The organism is Pseudomonas sp. GW456-L12, assembly GCF_059424045.1.
On sequence record NZ_JBWKZA010000011.1, the window covers coordinates 46,945 to 69,136 of the forward strand.

15 protein-coding genes are annotated in these 22,192 nt (G+C 65.6%); 10 read left to right on the forward strand and 5 right to left on the reverse strand.

The genetic code is table 11. The annotated features are described in order from the left end of the window. Window positions 1-166: 166 nt before the first annotated feature. Complete coding sequence (locus AC07Y9_RS16050) at window positions 167-934, forward strand: EAL domain-containing protein (protein WP_102679794.1); 768 nt, start codon at window positions 167-169, stop codon at window positions 932-934. A gap of 79 nt (window positions 935-1,013) precedes the next feature. Here the strand turns inward: AC07Y9_RS16050 and AC07Y9_RS16055 are convergent, their stop codons facing one another. The 4 genes from AC07Y9_RS16055 to AC07Y9_RS16070 form a co-directional block, all read right to left on the reverse strand. After that, window positions 1,014-1,319: a YceK/YidQ family lipoprotein gene (locus tag AC07Y9_RS16055; protein ID WP_102679793.1), complete on the reverse strand. Its 306-nt coding sequence runs from the start codon at window positions 1,317-1,319 to the stop codon at window positions 1,014-1,016. 131 nt (window positions 1,320-1,450) lie between these two features. Continuing rightward, complete coding sequence (locus AC07Y9_RS16060; protein WP_102679792.1) at window positions 1,451-2,752, reverse strand: NAD(P)/FAD-dependent oxidoreductase; 1,302 nt, start codon at window positions 2,750-2,752, stop codon at window positions 1,451-1,453. After that, on the reverse strand, window positions 2,749-3,837 hold the full coding sequence (locus tag AC07Y9_RS16065; protein ID WP_102679791.1) for a polyamine ABC transporter substrate-binding protein: 1,089 nt from the start codon (window positions 3,835-3,837) through the stop codon (window positions 2,749-2,751). Before AC07Y9_RS16065 ends, AC07Y9_RS16060 begins: the two co-directional genes overlap by 4 nt. A 131-nt stretch (window positions 3,838-3,968) precedes the next feature. After that, the gene (locus AC07Y9_RS16070) at window positions 3,969-5,327 is read right to left on the reverse strand and encodes a glutamine synthetase family protein (protein ID WP_102679790.1); all 1,359 of its coding nucleotides are present in this window, start codon (window positions 5,325-5,327) and stop codon (window positions 3,969-3,971) included. Between the two features lie 162 nt (window positions 5,328-5,489). On the opposite strand from AC07Y9_RS16070, the gene AC07Y9_RS16075 reads away from it, so the two are divergent. After that, entirely contained in the window at window positions 5,490-6,395 is a 906-nt protein-coding gene (locus AC07Y9_RS16075; RefSeq protein ID WP_007925420.1) for a helix-turn-helix domain-containing protein, read from the forward strand. Between the two features lie 45 nt (window positions 6,396-6,440). Here the strand turns inward: AC07Y9_RS16075 and AC07Y9_RS16080 are convergent, their stop codons facing one another. Beyond that, window positions 6,441-9,155 (reverse strand): hypothetical protein, encoded by a 2,715-nt coding sequence (locus AC07Y9_RS16080; protein WP_102679789.1) that lies wholly within the window; start codon window positions 9,153-9,155, stop codon window positions 6,441-6,443. A gap of 290 nt (window positions 9,156-9,445) precedes the next feature. Between AC07Y9_RS16080 and AC07Y9_RS16085 the strand changes: the two genes are divergently transcribed. The 8 genes from AC07Y9_RS16085 to AC07Y9_RS16120 all read left to right on the forward strand — a co-directional run bounded on the left by AC07Y9_RS16085 (window position 9,446) and on the right by AC07Y9_RS16120 (window position 22,186). Further along, the gene (locus tag AC07Y9_RS16085; protein WP_102679788.1) at window positions 9,446-11,590 is read left to right on the forward strand and encodes a phosphocholine-specific phospholipase C; all 2,145 of its coding nucleotides are present in this window, start codon (window positions 9,446-9,448) and stop codon (window positions 11,588-11,590) included. A gap of 225 nt (window positions 11,591-11,815) precedes the next feature. Further along, on the forward strand, window positions 11,816-12,325 hold the full coding sequence (locus AC07Y9_RS16090; RefSeq protein ID WP_053261305.1) for a sigma-70 family RNA polymerase sigma factor: 510 nt from the start codon (window positions 11,816-11,818) through the stop codon (window positions 12,323-12,325). Further along, complete coding sequence (locus AC07Y9_RS16095) at window positions 12,325-13,302, forward strand: FecR domain-containing protein (protein ID WP_102679787.1); 978 nt, start codon at window positions 12,325-12,327, stop codon at window positions 13,300-13,302. Before AC07Y9_RS16090 ends, AC07Y9_RS16095 begins: the two co-directional genes overlap by 1 nt. Window positions 13,303-13,371: 69 nt before the next feature. After that, entirely contained in the window at window positions 13,372-15,786 is a 2,415-nt protein-coding gene (locus AC07Y9_RS16100) for a TonB-dependent receptor (protein ID WP_102679786.1), read from the forward strand. 360 nt (window positions 15,787-16,146) lie between these two features. After that, a complete protein-coding gene (locus AC07Y9_RS16105) occupies window positions 16,147-17,523 on the forward strand; it encodes a diaminobutyrate--2-oxoglutarate transaminase (RefSeq protein ID WP_102679799.1) in 1,377 nt (458 codons plus the stop codon). A 235-nt stretch (window positions 17,524-17,758) separates the two neighbouring features. After that, window positions 17,759-19,561: an IucA/IucC family protein gene (locus AC07Y9_RS16110; RefSeq protein WP_102679785.1), complete on the forward strand. Its 1,803-nt coding sequence runs from the start codon at window positions 17,759-17,761 to the stop codon at window positions 19,559-19,561. Then, window positions 19,554-20,774 (forward strand): type III PLP-dependent enzyme, encoded by a 1,221-nt coding sequence (locus AC07Y9_RS16115; RefSeq protein ID WP_102679784.1) that lies wholly within the window; start codon window positions 19,554-19,556, stop codon window positions 20,772-20,774. Before AC07Y9_RS16110 ends, AC07Y9_RS16115 begins: the two co-directional genes overlap by 8 nt. Beyond that, window positions 20,771-22,186 (forward strand): DHA2 family efflux MFS transporter permease subunit, encoded by a 1,416-nt coding sequence (locus AC07Y9_RS16120; protein WP_102679783.1) that lies wholly within the window; start codon window positions 20,771-20,773, stop codon window positions 22,184-22,186. Before AC07Y9_RS16115 ends, AC07Y9_RS16120 begins: the two co-directional genes overlap by 4 nt. Window positions 22,187-22,192: the final 6 nt, after the last annotated feature.

A 22,192-nucleotide genomic window follows, 5' to 3' on the forward strand; every position in this document is an offset into this window, starting at 1 on the left:
CGGTGCGGTGTTTCCAAGGACAAACGAAAGGTATCCGGGAACACTTTCGAGCCGTCCGGGCAGGGGGGATCATAAATAGCAATGAGCCATTATCACGTCGGGCGCGCCGACGCATCCTGGCCAAGCCCACCCGGCGCGCTGTCGCCGCTTCGACTACGGATCTGTCATGCAAAGCGTCAAAGACTTCTATCGGGAACTGGCGCAGGGGCGACTGGCGCTGGCCTTCCAGCCGGTGGTGCGGCTGCCCGACACTAGCCGGGTGCTGTACCTGGAAGGTTTGCTGCGCCATGTCGAACAGCCCGGCAATGGCGTCTACCCGTTCGCCATGCTCGAACGCCATCAGCTGATGCGCGAGCTGGACCGCAGCGTGGTGGAGGGCGTGATCGAGCGCCTGCTGGACGACGAGCACCTGCGCCTGGGTTGCAACATCTCGGCGCAGAGCGCGATCGTCGATCCGTTCTGGTCCGCCACCCTCGCGCAGTTGCGCGACGCCCCTTCAGTGGCCGCGCGGCTGGTGATCGAAATCACCGAAAGCGCCACGCCGCCGAGCACCGAGGCGGCCATCGAGTTTGTCTTGTGCCTGCGCGAGCTGGGCTGCCGGGTGGCGGTGGACGACTTCGGCGCCGGCCTCGGCACCCTGGAGTTCATCCGCCGGACCTGCCCCGACATGGTCAAGATCGACCAGGGTTACCTGCAACGCGCCCGCAGCGAACCCAACAGCGTGCAGACCCTGAAACACCTGGTGCAGCTGTGCAAGACCCTGGCGCCCTGCGTGATCATCGAAGGCATCGAGAGCGAAGCCGACCGCGCCCTGGCCACGGCCTGCGGTGGCGAATGGGGCCAGGGCTACCTGTTCGGCCGGCCACGGCTCGACCGCCTGGGCGTGCCGTGCCGGTTGCGTGGGGTGGTGGCCGAGCGAGTGGTGGCGGACTGAGCGGGGGCGGTTTGCCGGTGCTTGTCAGAGATGACGGCGGCAGTCCATTCACCCATGCCGCCAGCGGCAGTCCGCGGCTTCAGTAATAAACGCCCTTGGCGTCGTAGGGCAGCAGCACGGTATCGACCGCCGCATCCACCGGCAGGCTTACCACCGCCACCAGCGGGCAGACGATGCTCATCCAGCAGTAGATAGTGGCGTAGCCGTCGTAGCCGCGGGCGTCACGCATGGTCAGCAGCTGGATATTTTGCTGGGTGCCTTTGTAGACGTCGTAGGAAATGTATTGATTGCTGGCACGGGCCATCAGGGTGCCGCAGCCCGAGAGGGCGAGTGTGCCGAGCAGGACGAGAGCAGTGAGCGCTTTGATGATGCCATTCCTTAGCAAGCCGATTTGCGGCGCGCATCTTCGCACTGGTCGAGGCTTCAGGCCAGCCCGGGTGGCAATGGTCGGGGCGAACAGCCGGCGAAGGCGTCGGGCGCCTCAGCCGAGAAACCGCGGGCAAAGCCGTTGAGCTTTCAGCCCAGCACCTCGCGCAACCGATGCCACAGCATGCCCAGCGCCAGCAGCGGCGCGCGCAGGGCGGGGCCGCCAGGGAAGGTCATGTGCGGCACTGCGCTGAAGATGTCCAGGCCCTGGCTGTGGCCGGCGTGGATGGCCTCGGCCAGCAGGCGCGCGGTCCAGTGGCTGACGTTGAGCCCATGCCCGGAGTAACCCTGGGCGTAATACACATTGGGGTACTGCCGTAGGCGCCCGACCTGGGGGAAACGGTTGGCGGTGATGCCGATCTTGCCGCCCCATTGGTAGTCGATGCGTACATTCGCCAGCTGCGGGAACACCTTGAGCAGCTTCGGCCGCATATAGGCGCCGATGTCCGCCGGGTCGCGCCCGGAGTAGTGGCAGGCGCCGCCGAACAGCAGGCGGCGGTCCGCCGAGAGCCGGTAATAGTCGAGGCCGACCTTCTGGTCGCACAGCGCCAGGTTCTGCGGGATCAGTTCGGCGGCCAGGGCCGGCGCCAGGGGCTCGGTGGCGATGATGTAGCTGCCGGCCGGCAGCACCTTGCCGGCGAGGCGTGGCTCCAGGTCATCCAGGTGGGCGTTGCAGGCCAGCACCAGGCTGCCGGCGCGCACGGTGCCGCTGGCGCAACGCACCCGCACGCTGTCGCCGTGGATCAGCTCCAGCACCGGGCTCTGCTCGAAGATCCGCACCCCCAGCGTCCGGGCCAGGGCGGCCTCGCCAAGCACCAGGTTGAGCGGGTGCAGGTGCCCGGAACCCAGGTCCACCAGGCCCCCGGCATAGGCCGAGGACGCCACCACCCGGGCCATGTCCTGTGGGGCGACCAGGCGGGTTTCATGCACGTAGCCCAGGGCCGCGAGGTGTTCCTGCTCGGCCTGGAACGCGGCGAACTGGGCCTGGGTGTTGGCCAGCTCGCAGAAGCCCCAGCGCAGGTCGCAATCGATGTCGTGTTCGCGCACGCGCTGGCCGACCAGCGCCACCGAGTCGATGCCGGCCTGTTCCAGGTAACGCACGCCCTCGGCGCCGACGTAGCGGGCGAAGCCGCTGACGTCGTGGCCGATGCCGCGGATCAGTTGCCCGCCGTTGCGCCCGCTGGCGCCCCAGCCGATGCGCCGGGCTTCCAGGAGGATCACCGAGAGGCCGCGCTGCGCCAGTTCGATGGCGGTGTTGACCCCGGTGAAGCCACCGCCGATCACGCAGACATCGGCGCTGAGGTCGGCATTCAGCGGCGGGTAGTCCGGCAGCGCGTTGGCCGAGGCGGCGTAGTAGGAGCGGGTGTGTTGCGCAGGGCTGTGCCGGTTCATTGGTTGGACTTCACTTTGCTCCAGGCGCGGGTCATCAGGCGCATGGTCTGCGGGCTCTGGGTGCTGGAGATGTACAGCTTGTCGAGCACCGCCTGGGGTGGGTAGACCTCGGGGTTGTTCACCAGCTCGGGGTCCATGTATTGCTGCGATGCCGGGTTGGGGTTGGCGTAGCCGACATAGGCGCTGACCTTGGCGATCACTTGCGGATCCAGCAGGTTGTTGATGAAGGCATGGGCTTCCTTGGGATTGCTGGCGTCCGCCGGGATCGCCAGCAGGTCGAACCACAGGTTGCTGCCTTCCTTGGGAATCGAATAGGCGATCTTCACCCCGTTCTTGGCTTCCTTGGCGCGGTTGGCGGCCTGGAACACGTCGCCGGAATAACCGAAGGCCAGGCAGATGTTGCCGTTGGCCAGGTCCGAGACGTACTTGGAGGAGTGGAAGTAGGTGATGTACGGGCGGATCGCCAGCAGCTTGGCTTCGGCTTTCTTGTAGTCCGCGGGGTTTTCGCTGCGCGGGTCCAGGCCCAGGTAGTTGAGCATCGCCGGGAACACTTCGTCCGGCGAGTCCATCATCGACACCCCGCACTGGCTGAGCTTTTTCAGATTCTCCGGTTCGAAGAACACCGCCCAGGAATCGATGCTGTCGACGCCCAGCACCTGCTTGACCTTGTCGACGTTGTAGCCGATGCCGTTGGTGCCCCACAGGTAAGGCACCGAGTACTGGTTGCCGGGGTCGTTCTGCTCCAGCAGGGCCAGCAGTTTCGGGTCGAGGTTCTGCCAGTTCGGCAACTGCGCGCGGTCCAGCTTGAGAAAGGCCCCGGCCTTGACCTGCCGCGCCAGGAAGTGGTTGGACGGTACCACCAGGTCATAGCCGGTGCGGCCGGCCAGCAGCTTGCCCTCCAGGGTTTCGTTGGAGTCGAAGACGTCATAGATGACCCGGGTCCCGGTTTTTGCCTGGAAGTCGGCGAGGGTGGTCTCGCCGATATAGTCGGTCCAGTTGTACACGCTGACTGTCGATTCGGCCTGGGCCGTGGCGCCGAACAGCACCGTGAGGGCCAGCGGAGCCACCGATTTCCATAGACGCATAGCGATACCCCTTTTTGCGGTTGTTATTGGTTTGCCAAATTCATGAAGCCCTGTAGCCCTGTAGCCGCAGCCTCGCGTTGCTCGGCAGCGGCTACAACGGTGTGCGCGGCAGCGCCCGAATCGCGCAGGCCTCAGACGCTGAGCAACAGGAACTCGCGCTCCCAGGAGCTGATCACGCGCTTGAAGTTCTCGTGCTCGGCGCGTTTCACCGCGACGTAGCCGCGCACGAACTTGCTGCCCAGGTAACGCTCGATGGTCGGGCACTCTTCCATGCGGGTCAGGGCGTCTTCGATGGTGATCGGCAGGCGCAGGTTGCGCCGCTCATAGGCCCGGCCTTCCACCGCGGCGCTCGGCTCGATGCCCTCGACCATGCCCAGGTAGCCGCACAGCAGGCTCGCGGCGATGGCCAGGTAAGGGTTGGCGTCGGCGCCGGGCAAGCGGTTTTCCACGCGCATGGCTTCCGGGCCGGAGGTCGGCACGCGCAGGCCGACGGTGCGGTTCTCTTCGCCCCATTCGACGTTGACCGGCGCCGAGGTGTCCGGCAGGAAGCGGCGGAACGAATTGACGTTGGGCGCGAACATCGGCAGCACCTTGGGGATGTACTTCTGCAGGCCGCCGATATGGTGGCGGAACAGCTCGCTCATGCGGCCCTCGGCGTCGGCGAAGATCGGCTTGCCGGTGGCGCTGTCGACCACGCTCTGGTGCAGGTGCATGGCGCTGCCGGGTTCGTCGGCCACCGGCTTGGCCATGAAGGTGGCGGTGACATTGTGCTTGAGCGCGGCCTCGCGCAGGGTGCGCTTGAACACGGTGATCTGGTCGGCCAGGTCGAGGGCGTCGCCGTGGCGGAAGTTGATTTCCATCTGCGCCGGGCCGTCTTCGTGGATCAGCGTATCGAGGTCCAGGCCCTGGGCTTCGCACCAGTCGTAGACGTCCTCGAACAGCGGGTCGAATTCGTTGGCGGCGTCGATGGAGAACGACTGACGCCCGCTTTCGGCCCGGCCGGAGCGGCCCAGCGGCGCCTTCAGCGGCAGGTCCGGGTCTTCGCAGCGCTGGGTCAGGTAGAACTCCATCTCCGGCGCGACGATCGGCTGCCAGCCCTTGTCGGCGTACAGCCGCAGGACTTTCTTCAGCACGTTGCGCGGCGACAGTTCGATGGGGTTGCCGAACTTGTCGAAGGTGTCGTGGATGACGATGGCGGTCGGCTCGATGGCCCAGGGCACCAGGTAAATGCCCGAGGCGTCGGGGCGGCAGACCATGTCGATGTCCGCCGGGTCCAGCAGGTCGTAGTAGATGTCGTCGTCGACGAAGTCCCCGGTTACCGTTTGCAACAGCACACTTTCCGGCAGGCGCATGCCTCGCTCATGCAGGAACTTGTTGGTGGGCGCTATCTTGCCGCGGGCGATGCCGGTCAGGTCGCTGACCACACACTCCACTTCGGTAATCTTGTGTTCTTTCAGCCAGGTAGACAGCTGATCGAAAGGGGCATTCATAAGGACCTCGTCAATGATTGTCGGTGACGCGCCAGCACTTGGAGTCGCCCATCAAGGCTTCCCCTGTGGCGCGTTGACGACTATCTTGGGCAAGCCTCGCGGTTCCATCTATCCACTTTAAGCAGCACCAAAGCGCACCAAAAGAGTGCGCAAGGTCCCTTCATGACAGCGTCGACAGCTCTTCAGGTCCAGGCCTTCAACACCTTCGATGTGGCCGATCAGATCCGTGCCACCCCGGGTTGGGTGCAGCATTACCAGCAGATGTCGCCCGGGCATTTCGCCGGGCAGGTGCGTTATCTGGACCTGCAAGGGGTGCAGATCTACGAGGAGTGCATGAACACCCGGGTCGAGCAGAATTTCAGCGCGCCGCAGGACTCCCTGGCGTTCTGTTTCGATCGCAGCGACAACGCCCTCTACCTGCTCAACGGCGAGAGCCGCAACATCTGGATCACCCCGGAGAACTACCAGGAAATCGCCGTGGTGTTCGGCCCGGAATTCGTCCGCGGCCATGGCCTCGACGCGCAGCGCCTCGACGGCCTGTTCCTGGCGCCGCTCAACTGCGGGCAGAACGCCTTGTTCAGCCGCTGGCTCAGCACGACCCTGACCCGCCTGTCGCAGACCCTCGACCCACCCAGCCGCGAAGCCCTGACCCAGCAGTTGCTCGAGGACTGCCTGTTTATCCTCGACAACGCCTGCGTGCGCCTGGACGGTGGCGGCCTGCGCCGGCGCGCCGAGGAGCGGGCGATCATGCAGCGGGTGGCGCAGTGGGCGGCGGACGGCCCGGAAGACAGCCTCAACCTGCTGGAATTGGCGCAGGTGGCCGGGGTTTCCCTGCGCCAGTTGCAAGGCGCGTTCAAGGCCTTCGCCGGCATGGCGCCGACCCAGTGGCTGCGCCTGCGCCGGCTGAACAGCGCGCACCGCGAACTGCTGCGCCGCGGCCCGGACGAAACCACCGTGGCCGAGGTGGCCATGCGCTGGTCGTTCTGGCACCTCGGGCGGTTTTCCAGCAGCTACCGCGCGCTGTTCAAGGAACTGCCGAGCGAGACCCTGCGCCGCGGCCAGCGTTGAGCTGTTCCTCGCCGCGGGCCCGCAGGGTCGGCGCCATTTCCAGTGTCATGCGCGGGGAGGCCTGTCTGCCGAAGGGCGGCGCTGGCCATTGCGGCTCGGCCGCGGCGGCTTGGGCTGGTCATCCTCGTGCGCGCTTCCCACAGGGTGGTCGCGCAGGTAGCGCCACAGTGCCTGGGCGATGGCATCGCCGTTGCCCCCCTTGCCGAAGACCTGCTGGCCGATGCTCAAGCCGAGCTGGCGGTAGCTTTCGAACTGCGCCTCGTCGAAGAACTGGTCGACGGTGGGCTGGTTGGGGAAGGACGTGTTGATCAGCGCGTAGTTCTGCACATCCGGCGATACCGAGGGGATCAGCCGGGGCTTGAGCACCAGGATGCGACTGACCAGGGTGTCCGGCTCGGTGCAGGCGTAGACGTTGAGCAGCAGCGCGCAATGCGGGTCCGCCGGCGACGGCGCGATCTTGAAGTCCTCCATGCGCCCGAACACTTTGCCCAGTACATCGTCCCCGATGATCTCTGCGTCTTCCCTGATCTCCAGGCCGTGGTCGATACGCGCCAGGCGGATGAGATTGCTCAGGTCGTCGAACCGGTAATCGGGATCGCAGCCACAGTCGCACATCACGATCAACTCGACCTGGCGCTCCTGGCGCAGCAGTTCATAGGCCGCCGTGTTCTCGAAGTGGCCGCCGTCCGAGAGGTACTGATAGGCGCGCCGATGGCCATGGAAGTGCGCGGTCAGTTCGTAGAACAGGTAGGTCTGGGTCGGTAGCCAGCGCGACAGCTTCAGGCCCAGGGATTGCCTGGGCTTTTCCGGTTTAGTGTCGATAAAGCGGCTGGGCCACCAGTTGCCCAGGCGCACGTTGGCCAGGCCCAGCAGCAGCGACATGCCCAGGCTGGTGGCGCGTCCCAGGCCGGTAGTGAAGGCCGCGCCGGAAACGCCGATCCACTGGCCGATGGTCAGCGGGTAGGCGATTTCCGAAGCGGGGATATTCTCCAGGTCGCGCTGATAGACCTTGCCATCGAGGATGAAGGCCCCTTCGCCCTTGACGCTGCCCGGCGCCAGGCACAGCGGCTTGCCCTTGCGGTCGCGCTGCACCAGTTGCTCGGCGGGGTCGACCGTGAGGTTCATGGTCACGTTGATCAGGTGCAGCGGGCCGGCGTTCGGCGTGCCGTAGTAGTGCTCGACGCTGATGTCGTCGTTGCTCAGTGGCTCGGCCACGCTCATGTGCTTGCGCCGTTGCTCGGGCGTACCGTCGAAGCGCTTGCCGTTGGTGGCGCCCATGTAGGCGCGGACCAGGCGCGCGCTGTAGTAGGACTGCAACGACGAGGTATTGAGGAAACCGACGAAGCGGCTGCTGACCCAGGTCAGGGCCGCCGCCACCCCGGCCAGCAGGGCCAGCCGCAGCACATAGCCGTCTTCCTGCAGGCGGATGCTGCCATCGGCGGTGACCCATATCACGAACAGCATCCACGCCAGGCAGACCGCCGCCAGCAACAGCAGGCCGCCGACCAGGCTCATGACCTCCAGGGGCAGCAGGCGCAGCCAGTCCGGCAGGCTCTTCTCGTCCCGCAACAGCGCCAGGCGGCGCACCAGCCAGATCAGCAGCGGGAGAATGCCGATGGAGCCCTGGGTCAGGGTCTGCAGGTGCAGGTAGATCGCTTCGGAGAGCGACACCAGGAACGCGGCGAACAGCAACGCGCCGAGGGCCATGATGATCTGCGACAGCACCCGGGTGACCTCGACCCGGTAGTTGCGCACGGTAAAGATCCCGTCTTCGTCGTTGGCCTTGCGGGTGCTGTATTTCAGGCGCCAGATCAGCAGCCAGGCGTAGGCGATGCCCAGCAGCGCGATGGCGGCGAACCCGAGGAACAGGTGGCGCACGTTGGGCCTGTCGTCCGGCTGTTGCAGCAGCGCCCAGATGCCGATGAAGAGCAGCGCCATCACCGTGCAAGCCACGGCCGCCAGGTTGCTCAGGGCCGGAGGATTGCTCAGGCTGTTTTTCGGCAGCACCAGCCAGTAGGCCAGGCAGCAGGGCAGCAAGCCGAGGAGGAATACCGCGCCGGGCAGCAGGAACAGATTGGGCAGGTACTTCACTTGCAACAGCATCAGCAACGACAGGATCAGGACGATCGGCATGCCGATGACGAAGTGCAGCGACAGCCAGTTGCGCCAGGTGATCGCCAGGGCGTAGAGCGCGTCCCCCGAGCCGGTCGGGGTCAGGTAGCGGCCGTTCTCCCGGAGCCAGGCCGTGGGGCCCTTGCCGATGTCTTTGTCGCTGACGCTGGCGTAGTCGGTGTGGGTGCTGATACGTCCCGGCGGCTCATAGTGCAGGACCTCATAGGCGTTGACCGCCGCGGTCCTGGCCGCTTGCTGGGCGGGCGACAGGTGCGAGGCTTCGGCGCGCTCCTGGGCCTGCTCCCGGCGCAGGCGATTGGGGATGAACAGGCTGGAGAAGAAACTGCCGATATAACCGCCGCCGCTGACCGTGCAGAGGTAGTCGAAACGCGGTAGCAGGGTGGTGGTGAGGTTGTCTTGCGGTGTCTTCGACGGTCGTGGGTTGGCCTGTTCCGGTGCATCGGCCCGGGCCATCGCCTGCAGCACCCCCAGGCAAAAGGTGGCGCTGCGGATGCCGCCCCCAGACAGCGCCAGCCCCCAGATCCTGGGAGGCTGGCCGGCCGGCGCGGCAAGGTATTTGAGACCCAATGCAGTACGGCGGTTCTCGATGCGCTTCCTTTCCCCCTCGTAGTGCTGGGTCGAGTCCATGATTGCTCCTTGCAAACTGAAGTAGTGGCATTGTGCAAATAGGATTAAAGCAGAACGCCGTCACATTTTTCCGAATACAAGGAGCAACTCGGGATGAAGTTCACGAAATATTCTTTATTTAGAAATGTAATTAAAAAACATCGGCTTAGAGAGTTAATGCGGCTGTATCAAGATCTATGAATGCCTTGACCGCAGCCTGCAACCGCCGTGTAACTTGCTTGTTACTTGAGGTCACTACTTTGCGTGGGTCGCTATTTCCCGCCCTGTAACTTCAAGGAATTCAACCGCGTATGCCTACTCTCACTCGCAGGAAGCTCATGCAGGCCGCCGCCATCGGCTCGGCCTTTACCTTACTGCCAGACTCCATCCGCCAGGCCCTGGCGATCCCCGCCAACAACCGCACCGGCACCATCCGCGACGTCGAGCACGTGGTGATCCTGATGCAGGAAAACCGCTCCTTCGACCATTACTTCGGCACCTTGCCCGGGGTCCGCGGTTTCAGCGACCGCTTCACCATCCCGCTGCCCGGCAAGCGTTCGGTGTGGGAGCAGCAGGGCATTGGGCGAGTGGTGTTGCCGTACCACCTGGACAGCTCGCGGGGCAACGCGCAGCGGGTCAACGGCACGCCGCATTCGTGGATCGACGAGCACGCGGCCTGGGGCAGCGGGCGCATGAGCGCCTGGCCGACCTTCAAGACCAACACGTCCATGGGCTACTACCGCGAGCAGGAGCTGCCGTTCCAGTTTGCCCTGGCCAACACCTTCACCCTGTGCGATGCCTACCACTGCTCGGTGCACGCCGGGACCAACCCTAACCGTCTGTTCCACTGGACCGGCACCAACGGCCCGACCGGCGCCAACGTGGCGGCGGTGGTCAACGAATGGGACGGCCCGGGCGCGGTGGACGTCGGCTACACCTGGAAAACCTACCCCGAGCGCCTGGAAGAGCGGGGCGTCAGCTGGAAGATCTACCAGTACCTGCCGGACAACTTCGGCGACAACCCGCTGGCCGGCTTTCGCCAGTACCGCCGCGCCAGCGTGGCGGCCGGCAACCCGGCGCAGCCGCCGGAAGGCTTCAGCGCCTTCGTGCCGTACAGCGATGCGCTGAATGCCCGGGTGCCGCTGTACAAGGGCAATGGCAACACCTTGCCGGCCCGTAGCGGCAGCGACCTGGAGGGCATGATCGCCGGGTTCCGCAACGATGTGCAGCAGGGCAAGCTGCCCAAGGTCAGCTGGATCGTCGCCCCGGCTACCTATTCCGAGCACCCGGGGCCGTCGAGCCCGGTGCAGGGCGGCTGGTTCACCCAGGAAATCCTCAAGGCGCTGACCGACAACCCCGAGGTCTGGAGCAAGACCGTGCTGCTGGTCAACTACGACGAGAACGACGGTTTCTTCGACCACCTGCCGTCGCCCTCGGCACCTTCACGGCGCCTGGACGGCAGCTTCGCCGGCAAGTCCACGGTGGATTTCGACAGTGAGGTGTTCACCCACCCGGCGCCACCGGGGACCACCCAGCAACCGCGTCCGGACGGCGGCATCTACGGCCCCGGCCCGCGGGTGCCGATGCTGGTGCTGTCGCCCTGGAGCCGTGGCGGCTGGGTCAACTCCCAGGCGTTCGACCACACCTCGGTCCTGCAATTTCTCGAGAAGCGCTTCGGCGTCCGCGAGCCGAACATCAGCGCCTGGCGCCGTGCCGTGTGCGGCGACCTGACTTCGGCCTTCAACTTCGTCAATCCCAACAGCGAAATCCTCCCGCCGCTGCACACCACCACCCGCCAGGCCGCGGACCTGTTGCGCCAGCGCCAGGAACAACTGGCCCAGGTGCCGCTGCCGGACCCCAGCCGCCAGCAACTGCCGCAGCAGCACCGCGTGGCCCGGCCATCGCGAGCCTTGCCGTATCGGCTGAATGTCGAGGCCAAGGCCAAGCGCAAGGCGTTGAGCCTGACCCTGAGCCTGCAGAACAGCGGCGAGCAGGGCGCGGTGTTCCATGTCTACGATCGCCTGCACCTGCTGGACATTCCCCGTCGCTATACGGTGGAGGCGGGCAAGCAGCTCAAGGACAGCTGGCAGACCGCGGGCCGCTACAAGCTGTGGCTGCTGGGGCCTAACGGCTTCCACCGCAGCTTCCACGGCAACCTGCTGGAGCGTCAGCCCGAGGTGTCGATGTTCAGCCGCGGCAACAACCTGCAGCTGACCCTGAGCAACCCGGGCAAGGAGCCGGTGTCGATCACCATCGAGCGTTGCCCCTACACCCATCAGGGGCCATGGCGTTTCGACGTGCCCGGGCGCAGCGAGGTCCACCAGATGTTCGCCTGCCAGGCCAGCGGCGGCTGGTACGACCTGACCCTGCGCGGCGAGGGCGGCTGGCTGCGGCGCCTGGCCGGGCGCCTGGAAACCGGTGCGCACAGCATCAGCGACCCGCTGATGGGCGTGTAAGCGCGCACCCGTGCCCGGCCCGCAAGGGGCCGGGCGCTGTTTCAGCAGCCGACCGGGTGCTTCACCTGGATCACTTCAGCCCTGGGACCATGGTTCCAGAGCACCCGCCGATGTTCCCCAGCAGACGAAAACCAGAACCCCATCACACGAAAGGACTTGGTTTGCCTCATGAATATTAATTAGAATCAGTCTCATTTGAATAATCCTTCGCGCAGGGCTCTTGACATGATTGAAGCAGCGACGCCACCGGAGCAAAGCCTACATGCCCTGTACCGCGACCATCGCAGCTGGCTCGAGAGCTGGTTGCGCCAGCGCATGGGCAACGCCTGGGATGCGGCGGACCTGAGCCAGGACACCTTCCTGCGCGTGCTCACCAGTTCCCAGCAACTGGTCGACCTGCGCGAGCCGCGGGCCTACCTGGTGACTGTGGGCAAGCGCCTGCTGAGCAACTTCTACACCCGGCGCAAACTGGAGCAGGCTTACCTGGACGCGCTGGCCAGCCTGCCCGAAGACAGCGTGCCGTCCCCGGAACAGCGCTGGGTGCTGCTGGAAACCCTGCAAGCCCTCGACGAATTGCTCGACGGCCTGGCGCCCCTGGTGCGCCGGGCGTTTCTCTGGAGCCAGCTGGAAGGGCTGGGTTATCGCGAGATCGCCGAACGCCTCGACGTCTCGGAACGCACGGTCAAGCGCTACATGGCCCAGGCCTACGAACACTGCCTGTTGGTGGAGCTGTGATGCGCTCGGCGCCGTCCAGCGAAACCCGCGAGGTGGCCCGCGCGGCGGCCCAGTGGCTGGCGCTGCTGGAGTCCGGCGCGGCCAACGCCGACGATCACGCGCGCCTGCAGCACTGGCGCAACAGCAACAGCCAGAACGAAAGCGCCTGGCAGAAGGCGCAGCTGCTGCGCCAGCGTTTCTCAGCGCTACCCTCGGCCCTGGCGCTGGCCACCCTGGATCGTCCCGAGCCGTCGCGGCGCGCGGTACTCAAGCGCGCCCTCGGCGTCGCCGCACTGGTGCCGACCGCCTGGCTGCTGGGGCGCCAGCTGCCCCTGGACGTATGGCGCGCCGACCTGCAGACCGGCACTGGCGAACATCGCAAATTATCCCTGGCCGATGGCAGCGCCTTGCAGTTGAACACCGCCAGCGCGGTCAACGTCGACCTGGGCGCCCGGCAGGTGACGCTGGTGCGCGGCGAGATGGCGCTCAAGGTCACCGGCAGCGCGCCGCTGACCATCCAGGCGCCTTATGGCCGCATCGTTGTCAGCCGCAGCGAAGTCTGCGTGCGCCTCAATGAACACGATTGCCGGGTGTCGGTGGTCAGCGGCTCGGTGCAGTTGCAACCCTTGTTCGGCCCGCAACTGCAGTTGCGCGAAGGTCAGCGGGTCCGGCTGCGGGTGGACGGCGCCGGGCAGATCGATGCCTTCGATGCGCAGTTGCCGGGCTGGCGCGACGGCGTGCTGATGGCGCAGAACCAGCCCCTGGGGGATTTCCTGCGTGAACTCGGTCGTTATCGCCCGGGCTTGCTGCGCTGGGAACCGGAACTGGAAGCCCTACGCGTCACCGGCAGCTTCCGTCTCGACAACACCGACCGCGTGCTGTCGCTGCTGGCCGCCAGCCTGCCGCTGGAGGTGCATTCGCGCACCCGTTATTGGGTCACCCTGACTTCGGCCAAAGAAATCCCGCCGACAAACCCCCCGCAAAAAAATATTGGCTGAAGCCTGTCCCTTTTTTTCGCCTCGCCGGTCATTCCAGGTAAGTGAACAAAAAAACGAGAGCTTCCTCCCATGCCCGTAGTATTGCCATACCGTTTGCGTCCGGTTTCCCCCGGACTGTTGCAGTTGGGCCTCATCCTGACACTCAGTTCCAGCCCGCTATTCATCCAGGCCAGTTGGGCCGATGACGCTGCGCGGCGCAGCTATCAGGTGCCGGCCGGCCCGCTGAGCGCCGCGCTGACCCGTTTCGCCGGCCTCGCCGGGGTCAACCTGTCGGTGGACCCGCAGCTGGTCAGCGGTCGCAACAGCGGCGGCCTGTCCGGCGAGTACGGGGTGGAGGAGGGCTTTGCCCGCTTGCTGCAAGGCTCCGGCCTGCAACTGCAACCGGTGGGCGAGCAGGCGTATATCCTGACCCCGGCGCCGCAAGGCAGCAGCCTGCAACTGGCGCCGACCTCGATTCTCGGCGCCAGCGGCGCGACCGACAGCGACGTCTTCGCCGGCGGCCAGGTCGCACGCCGGGGTTCCCAGGGCCTGCTGGGCTCGAAGGACTTCATGGAAACGCCGTTCAGCATGACCACCTACACCAGCGACGTGGTGAAGAACCAGCAGGCGCGGACCCTCGGCGACCTGATCGCCAGCGACCCCTCGGTGCGTGCCACCAACCCGGCGGGCGGCCGTTATGAACAGTTCACCATCCGCGGCTTCAGCCTGTTCAACAGCGATGTCGCCTACAACGGCCTGTACGGCGTGCTGCCGACCTACACCATCGACATGGAAATGGCCGACCGGGTGGACATCCTCAAGGGCCCGACCCAGTTGATCAACGGCATCTCGCCGCGGGGCAGCGTCGGCGGCGGGATCAACGTGGTGCCCAAGCGTGCCACCGACAAGCCCATCACCGAATTCACCGGCAGCTACGCCTCCGACAGCCAAGTGGGCGGCGCGGTGGACATCGGCCGGCGCTTCGGCGAGGACAACAAGTTCGGCGTGCGCCTGAACGCGGTCAAGCAGTCCGGCGACACCGAATGGGATCACCAGAGCGTCGATCGTGAAATGGCCGTGCTGGGCCTGGACTTCCGTGGCGAACGCCTGCGCCTGTCGACCGACATCGGCCACACCGAGCGCGACACCGACGCGCCCCAGGAACGGGTGCAGATAGGCCCTAACGCCAAGGTGCCGGACGCGGATGACGTGCGGCACAACTATGCGCAGTCCTGGAGCAAGGCACGCACCAAGGACACCTTCGGCACGGTCAATGCCGAATACGACGTCAATGACTCGATCATGCTGTACGGCGGCGTCGGCGCGCGCAAAAGCAACCACGACTTCCTGCGCCATGCCGTGTCGATCACCAACGACGCCGGCGACTTCAGCGTGCAGCCGCGCGACTTCACCCGCGACGAAAACGTGCGCACCACCACGGCGGGCGTGCGCAGCTGGTTCCACACCGGCCCGGTGAGCCATGAGGTCAACCTGGCGGCCAGCTACTTCTACATGGATTTCGAAAACGGCGGCGCGCGCTATGCCGCGTCCCCCAGCAACCTCTACAACCCACGGCCGACGCCAACCCCGTCGCGGCCGACGCGCTTCGACCCCAAGGTCTACACCGAGAACCGCTTCAGCGGTGTGGCGCTGTCCGACACCCTGGGCTTCTTCGATGACCGCCTGCTGCTGACCCTCGGCGCGCGCTGGCAGCGGGTCAAGGTCGACGACTGGAGCGATGGCGTCAAAGGCGACACCGCCTATGACGAGGAAAAGGTCTCGCCTTCGGGCGGCCTGCTGTTCAAGGCCACCGATCAGTTGTCGCTGTACGTCAACTACATGGAAGGCCTGAGCCAGGGCAAGATCGCGCCGTCGACCTCGATCAACGAAGACGAAATCTTCCCGCCGTTCATCAGCCGCCAGGTCGAGGCCGGCGCCAAGTATGACGCCGGGGCCTTCGCCCTGACCGCCGCGGTGTTCCGCATCAAGCAGCCGGCCTACGAGACCAACGCCACCACCCGGGTCTTCGGCCCGAACGGCAAGCGCCAGAACGACGGCGTCGAGCTCAGCGTGTTCGGCGAACCGCTCAAGGGCTTCCGCCTGCTGGGCGGGGTGATGTACATCGACAGCGAACTGAAGGACACCACCAACGGCACCTTCGACGGCAACCGCGCGCCGGCCACGCCGAAGTACAACGTCAACCTGGGGGCCGAGTGGGACGTGCCGAAGGTCCAGGGCCTGACCCTGACCGCGCGCGGCATCTATTCCAGCTCGCAGTACCTGGACCAGGCCAACAGCAAGGAAATCGACTCCTGGGAACGTTTCGACCTGGGCGCGCGCTACGCCTTCAAGCTCGACGACAAGGACATCACCTTGCGCGCCAATGTCGAGAACGTGCTGGACAAGCGTTACTGGAGTTCGGCCGGGGCCTCGGACGACAGCGAGCCGGGCTTGACCCTGGCGACGCCACGGACCCTGTTGCTTTCGGCAACCGTGGGTTTCTAAGAAACGATGCGGACTGGCGCCACAGGGAAGGGCGCACCGCCGTGTTGGTCATGACCGGTTCCTTTGGTCGAGGAAGAAAGTATGCCCGTTATCAGTTGATCAACTTGCTCGCCTCTTGAATGAGGTGTTGGCCATTTAATGGCAACTAATGAAGTTGTCGGAAAGATGGCAATAACATGGCAGCTTCATACGTCATAAATGACGGCTTACCAAGTTTATCAACTTGGTTTTTGGCGTGGGCGCGATAGTTGACTTATATCTGCAAGTAGCATGCGACTATTCCAAATAAGTTTGAATAAGTAGTTGCGCGTTTTTATTAATGATAATAATTTGCATGTCGAATTTAACGAGGGTGAACAGATGTTGAATGATGGCATATTGCGCACTAGTCCTCTGCAAAAGACCAATGCCGACTATCTGGCCCGGCAAGGCAAGTTCGAATCCAATGTGCGCAGTTACCCGCGCAAGTTGCCACTGGCCATCGCCAAGGCGCATGGGGTCTGGGTCACCGACGTCGAAGGCAAGACCTACCTGGACTGCCTGGCCGGCGCCGGCACCCTGGCCCTGGGGCACAACCACCCGGCGATCATGGCCAGTCTCGACAGTTTCCTGGCCTCGGGCCTGCCCATGCACACCCTGGACCTGACCACCGTGGTCAAGGACGCTTTCAGCGAAACCCTGCTCAGCCTGCTGCCGGGCCAGGGCCGCGACTACTGCCTGCAATTCTGCGGGCCGTCCGGGGCGGACGCGGTGGAAGCGGCGCTGAAGCTGGCCAAGACCCATACCGGGCGGCACAACGTCATCAGTTTCTCCGGGGCCTACCACGGCATGACCCACGGCGCCCTGGCGCTGACCGGCAATACCGCGCCCAAGCACGCCATCGCCGGCCTGATGCCGGGCGTGCAGTTCATGCCGTACCCCCACGAATACCGCTGCCCGCTGGGGATCGGCGGCGAGGCCGGGGTCGAGGCGCTGAGCCATTACTTCACCCAGTTCATCGAAGACGTGGAAAGCGGCGTGTCGCTGCCGGCGGCAGTGATTCTCGAGGCGGTGCAGGGCGAGGGCGGGGTCAACTGCGCGCCGGCCAGCTGGCTGCGGGCGATCCGCGAAGTGACTCGCCAGCACGGCATCGTGCTGATCCTCGATGAGGTGCAGGCCGGCTTTGCCCGCACCGGCAAGATGTTCGCCTTCGAGCACGCCGGCATCGAGCCGGACATGATCGTCATGTCCAAGGCGGTGGGCGGCGGCCTGCCGATGGCGGTGCTGGGCATCAAGCGCGAATTCGATGCCTGGGAGCCGGGCAACCACGCCGGCACCTTCCGCGGCAACCAGATGGCCATGGCCGCGGGCCTGGCGACCCTGCAGGTGTTGCGCGAGCAGAACATCGCGGCCCTGGCCGAGCGCCGCGGGCAGTGGCTCAAGGAGCAGCTGATGGCCTTGCAGCCGAGCTATCCGGCCCTCGGCCAGGTGCGCGGGCGTGGCCTGATGCTGGGCATCGAGATCGTCGACGAACGCCAGCCGGCCGACCGCCACGGGCATTTCCCCTCGGACCCGGGCCTGGCCGTGGCCATCCAGCAGCACTGCTTCAAACAGGGCCTGCTGCTGGAGCGCGGCGGACGCCGCGGCAATGTGATCCGCCTGTTGCCGCCGCTGGTCATCGACGACGAACAGTGCCAGCAAGTTATCCAGCGATTTACTCGCGCAATGGCGGACGCCTTATTGCAGGCACGTGCTTGACGTGCTGTTTTTGAAATGAAGCGTATTCGATGAAAGTGTGTCGTTTTTCACACTTTTAAGTCTTGATTGAATAACTGTCAGGTGACAGGTTTTTCTTGTTCAAGGTTGCAGGAAAGTGCAAGCGGACGAGTTCGTTCGACGGGTATCTGTCGGCTTTCGGTACGGCCGAAGAGCAACTAACTATTTGCCGCGACAGTACGTAACCAGTGACCGCACGGGCTACTGTGGAGCATGTATGAATTATTCAGATCGCGATGTTTTATCAAAGCATGTTTTATCGAAGATGGTCAGTGAGCTGGCGACCACTCGCGCCTTGCTCAATTGCCTGATCAAAGAGTTCGCCTTGCCGGAAAACTGCCTCAGTTACAGCTGGCCGACACAGATGCAGGGCATCGCGCCCGGCAGTTACCTGGACGGCCTGGAATGGAAGGGCATTCCGCTGACCATCGACCTGCCCAACCGGCAGCAGTTCTTCGTCATGGTCGACCGCCGCGACCACCTGGGCAGCCACCGTTACCTGTCGGACGTGTATGCCCGGCGCGAAGCAGGCGAGACCTGGCGCTGCCTGGCCTTTGCCGAGTTCGTCGAGCAACTGCTCGGCGCCTGCGAACACATGACCCGGGCCAGCAACGACGAGCTGCTGGACCAGGTGCTGCAAAGCCAGTCGCTGACCGCCGCCATCGTCGCCCACAACATGGACGGCCAGGGCCCGGCGCCGCTGAGCGGCTATCTGGCCAGCGAGCAGGGCCTGTGGTTCGGCCACCCCAACCATCCGGCGCCCAAGGCGCGGCTGTGGCCGGCACACCTGGCCCAGGAAACCTATGCCCCGGAATTCCAGGCCGAGACCGCGCTGCATCTGTTCGAGGTGCCGCGCCAGGGCCTGCGGGTGACCTCCAGCGGCCTCAGCGAAGAGCAGGTGATGGCCGGTTTCGCCGACCAAGGCCGGGCGCGCCCGGGGCACGCGATGATCTGCATGCACCCGGTGCAGGCCGAGCTGTTCATGCAGGACCGCCGCGTGCAGCGCCTGCTGGAGCTGGGCGAGGTGGTGGACCACGGGCCGACTGGGCCGCTCGCCAGCCCGACGGCCTCGATGCGCACCTGGTACATCGAGGACCACGACTTTTTCATTAAGGGCTCGCTGAACGTGCGCATCACCAATTGCGTGCGTAAGAACGCCTGGTACGAGCTGGAAAGCACGCTGATCATCGACCAGCTGTTCCAGCGCCTGCAGCGGACCCAGGCCGAGACCCTCGGCGGGCTGTCGGCGGTGGCCGAGCCGGGTTCCATGAGCTGGGCGCCGGCCCAGGCCAGCGAGGCCGATGCCCATTGGTTCCGCGAACAGACCGGGGCGATCCTGCGGGAGAACTTCTGCCGCCGCGCCGGCGCCGAGCGCAGCGTGATGGCCGGCACCCTGTTCGCCCGCGACATCCATTCGCGGCCGCTGGTGCATGACTTCCTGCAAGGTTTCAACGCCAGCGAACTGGCGGACGAGCAACTGGTGGACTGGTTCGACCAGTATCAGGCGCTGCTGCTGCGGCCGGTGCTGGCGCTGTTTTTCAACCACGGCGTGGTGATGGAGCCGCACCTGCAGAACACTGTGCTGATCCACGACCAGGGCCAGCCGCGACAGTTGCTGCTGCGGGACTTCGAGGGGGTCAAGCTCACCGATGAGCTGGGCATGGCGCAGATTGAGGTCGGCCTGCACCCGCGGGTGCGCCAGTCGTTGCTGTATTCCCGCGAGCAGGGCTGGAGCCGCATCACCTATTGCCTGCTGATCAACAACCTGTCGGAAGCGGTGCTGGCCCTGAGTTGGGAACGTCCGCACCTGGCGCCGCTGATGTGGCAACGGGTCGAGCAGCAGCTGCGGCGCATCCGTGACGAGCTGGTACGCCCGGCGCCGGAGCTGGACGCGCTGATCGCCGGCCAGCCGATTGCCTGCAAGACCAACCTCAAGGTGCGCCTGGCCGCCAAGGCCGACCGCCAGGCCGGCTACGTCAGCCTGAGTTCGCCGTGGAGCGAGGAGGCCCGTTATGGCTGAGTTGTCCCAGGCGGTCCTGCGCGCCATCGAGCTGGCCCGGGCCGGCAGTGCCGACCCGCTGGCGGCCTTCATCTACGACCTGGACGCCTTGCAGGCCCATGTGCGCCAGGTGATGGAGGCGTTGCCGGCCGGGGTCGAGCTGTATTACGCGATCAAGGCCAACAGCGAGGCGCCAGTACTGGCGGTGCTGGCCCCGCTGGTCAGTGGTTTCGAGATTTCTTCGGGCGGCGAGATCGAGCGGGTGGTGGCCTGTCCGACCCGCAAGCCCTATGTGTTTTCCGGCCCGGGCAAGCTCGATTCCGACCTGCGCGCGGCCCTGGCCCATCAGGTGGAAGCGGTGCACCTGGAAAGCCTCAACGAGATCGAGCGCCTGCAACGCCTGGCCGAAGAAGCCGGGCGGGTGCAGCCGGTATTCATCCGCATCAACCCGCAGTTGCCGCAGAACCAGTCGAGCCGGCTGGCCATGGCCGGCACCGCCACGCCGTTCGGCATCGACGAGGCGGAGCTGGCCGAGGCCGTGCAAAGGGTCGACCGCGCCAGCCATCTGCGCCTCAAGGGTTTCCATGTGCACGCCATGTCCCACCAGCAGTCGGTGGAGCGCCATGAACAGTTGCTGGACTTCTATCTGCAACGCTGGCCGCTGTGGAAGGCCCTGGCGGCGCATCCCGAGCAACTGACCCACCTGAATGTCGGCGGCGGCATCGGCGTCGATTACCTCAGCGGCCAGCAGTTCGACTGGCAGCGCCTGTGCCGCTACCTGGAACGCCGGCTGGCGGAGCAGGGCGCTCAGACGCCGATCCTGCGCTTCGAGCCGGGGCGCTTTATCAGTGCTTTTTGCGGTTACTACGTGATCGAGGTGCTGGACACCAAGACCAGCCACGGCGAGCACTTCCTGGTGTGCCGCGGCGGCACCCACCAGTTCCGCCTGCCAGCGGCGCAGAGCCACGACCACCCGCTGATTCACCTGCCACGCACGCCGCAGCCGGCGCACAGCACGGAGCAGGCCTGGACCGTGGTCGGCCAGCTGTGCACGCCCAAGGATGTGCTGAGCCGGGCCCAGCCGCTCAAGGGCGTCAGCGTTGGCGACCTGCTGGTGCTGCCGATGGCCGGGGCCTATGGCTACAACATTTCCCACGCCGACTTCCTCTGTCATCCACGGCCGGCGCAGCACTTCCTGCGCCAGGGTGAATTGCTCGAAGGAGCCGGTCTGTGAGTTTCAAGGCACCGCGCGCTTGGGTGGTGGTCAACGTGCTGCTCGGCACTATGACCGTCAGCCTCAACAACAGCTCGCTGAACCCGGCGCTGCCGGCGTTCATGCAGGCGTTCGCCATCGGCCCGCTGATGGCCACCTGGATAGTCGCGGCCTTCATGACCAGCATGGGCATGACCATGCCGCTGACCAGCTTCCTCAGTCAGCGCCTGGGCCGGCGACGCCTGTACCTGTGGGGCGTGGCGCTGTTTATCGGCGGTTCGCTGCTCGGTGCCCTGGCCGATTCCATCGCCCTGGTGATCGCCGCGCGGGTGGTGCAGGGGATCGCCAGCGGGCTGATGATCCCGCTGTCCCTGGCGATCATCTTCGCGGTGTACGCCAAGGACGAGCGCGGCCGGGTCACCGGCCTGTGGGGCGCGGCGGTGATGCTGGCGCCGGCGGTGGGCCCACTGTGCGGCAGCCTGCTGCTGGAGTGGTTCAGCTGGCGCTCGCTGTTTTTGATGAACGTGCCGATCGGCGTCGTCGCGCTGCTGATGGGGCTTGCGGTCTTGCCGGCTTCCGAGCCGGCCGAGCGCAAGCCGTTCGACCTGGCCGGTTACCTGCTGATCGCCTCGGGCATCGGCCTGCTGATGATCGCCATCAGCCGCCTGCACCACGCCGCCGCGCTGGCCAACCCGCTGAATCTGGGCCTGCTGCTGGTGGCGCTGCTGTGCCTGTCGGCCTTTGTCCGCCTGGAGCTGCGCCGCGAGGCGCCGCTGCTCAACCTGCGGATCTTCGCCCTGCGCGGTTACCGCCTGAGCGTGATCATCGCCGTGGTGCAGTCGGTGGGCATGTTCGAGTGCCTGGTGCTGCTGCCGTTGCTGGTGCAGACGGTGCTCGGCTACAGCGCGATCTGGACCGGCCTGGCGCTGCTCTGCACGGCGGTGTTCGCCAGCCTGTTCGGGCGCATGGGCGGCAGCGCCCTGGATCGCCACGGGCCGCGCCGGGTGGTGTCCATCGGCCTGCTGCTGACCGGGCTGTCGACCCTGGCGCTGGGTTTGCTCCCGGCCAATGCGGCGATCGGCCTGGTGTTCGCGCTGATGATGCTGCGCGGCGCCGGCCTGGGCCTGTCCTACATGCCAGTGACCACCGCCGGGCTGAATGCCTTGCCCGAGCCGATGGTCACCCAGGGCGCGGCGATGAACAACATCTCGCGGCGCCTGGTGTCGTCCCTGGGCATTGTCATCGCCTCGCTGTGGCTGGAGTTTCGCCTGGTCGATGGCGGCGCGCAGGCCCAGGCGGGCATGTCATCCGCCATCAGCGAGGTGTTCGTGGCCACCGGCCTGCTGATCCTGCTGGCGTTGCCCTGCGCCTGGCGTTTTCCCCTTTCCGACGAAACCGCCGAGGCTGTGCCCGGCGCGCTCGAACACCGTTAACCCTTC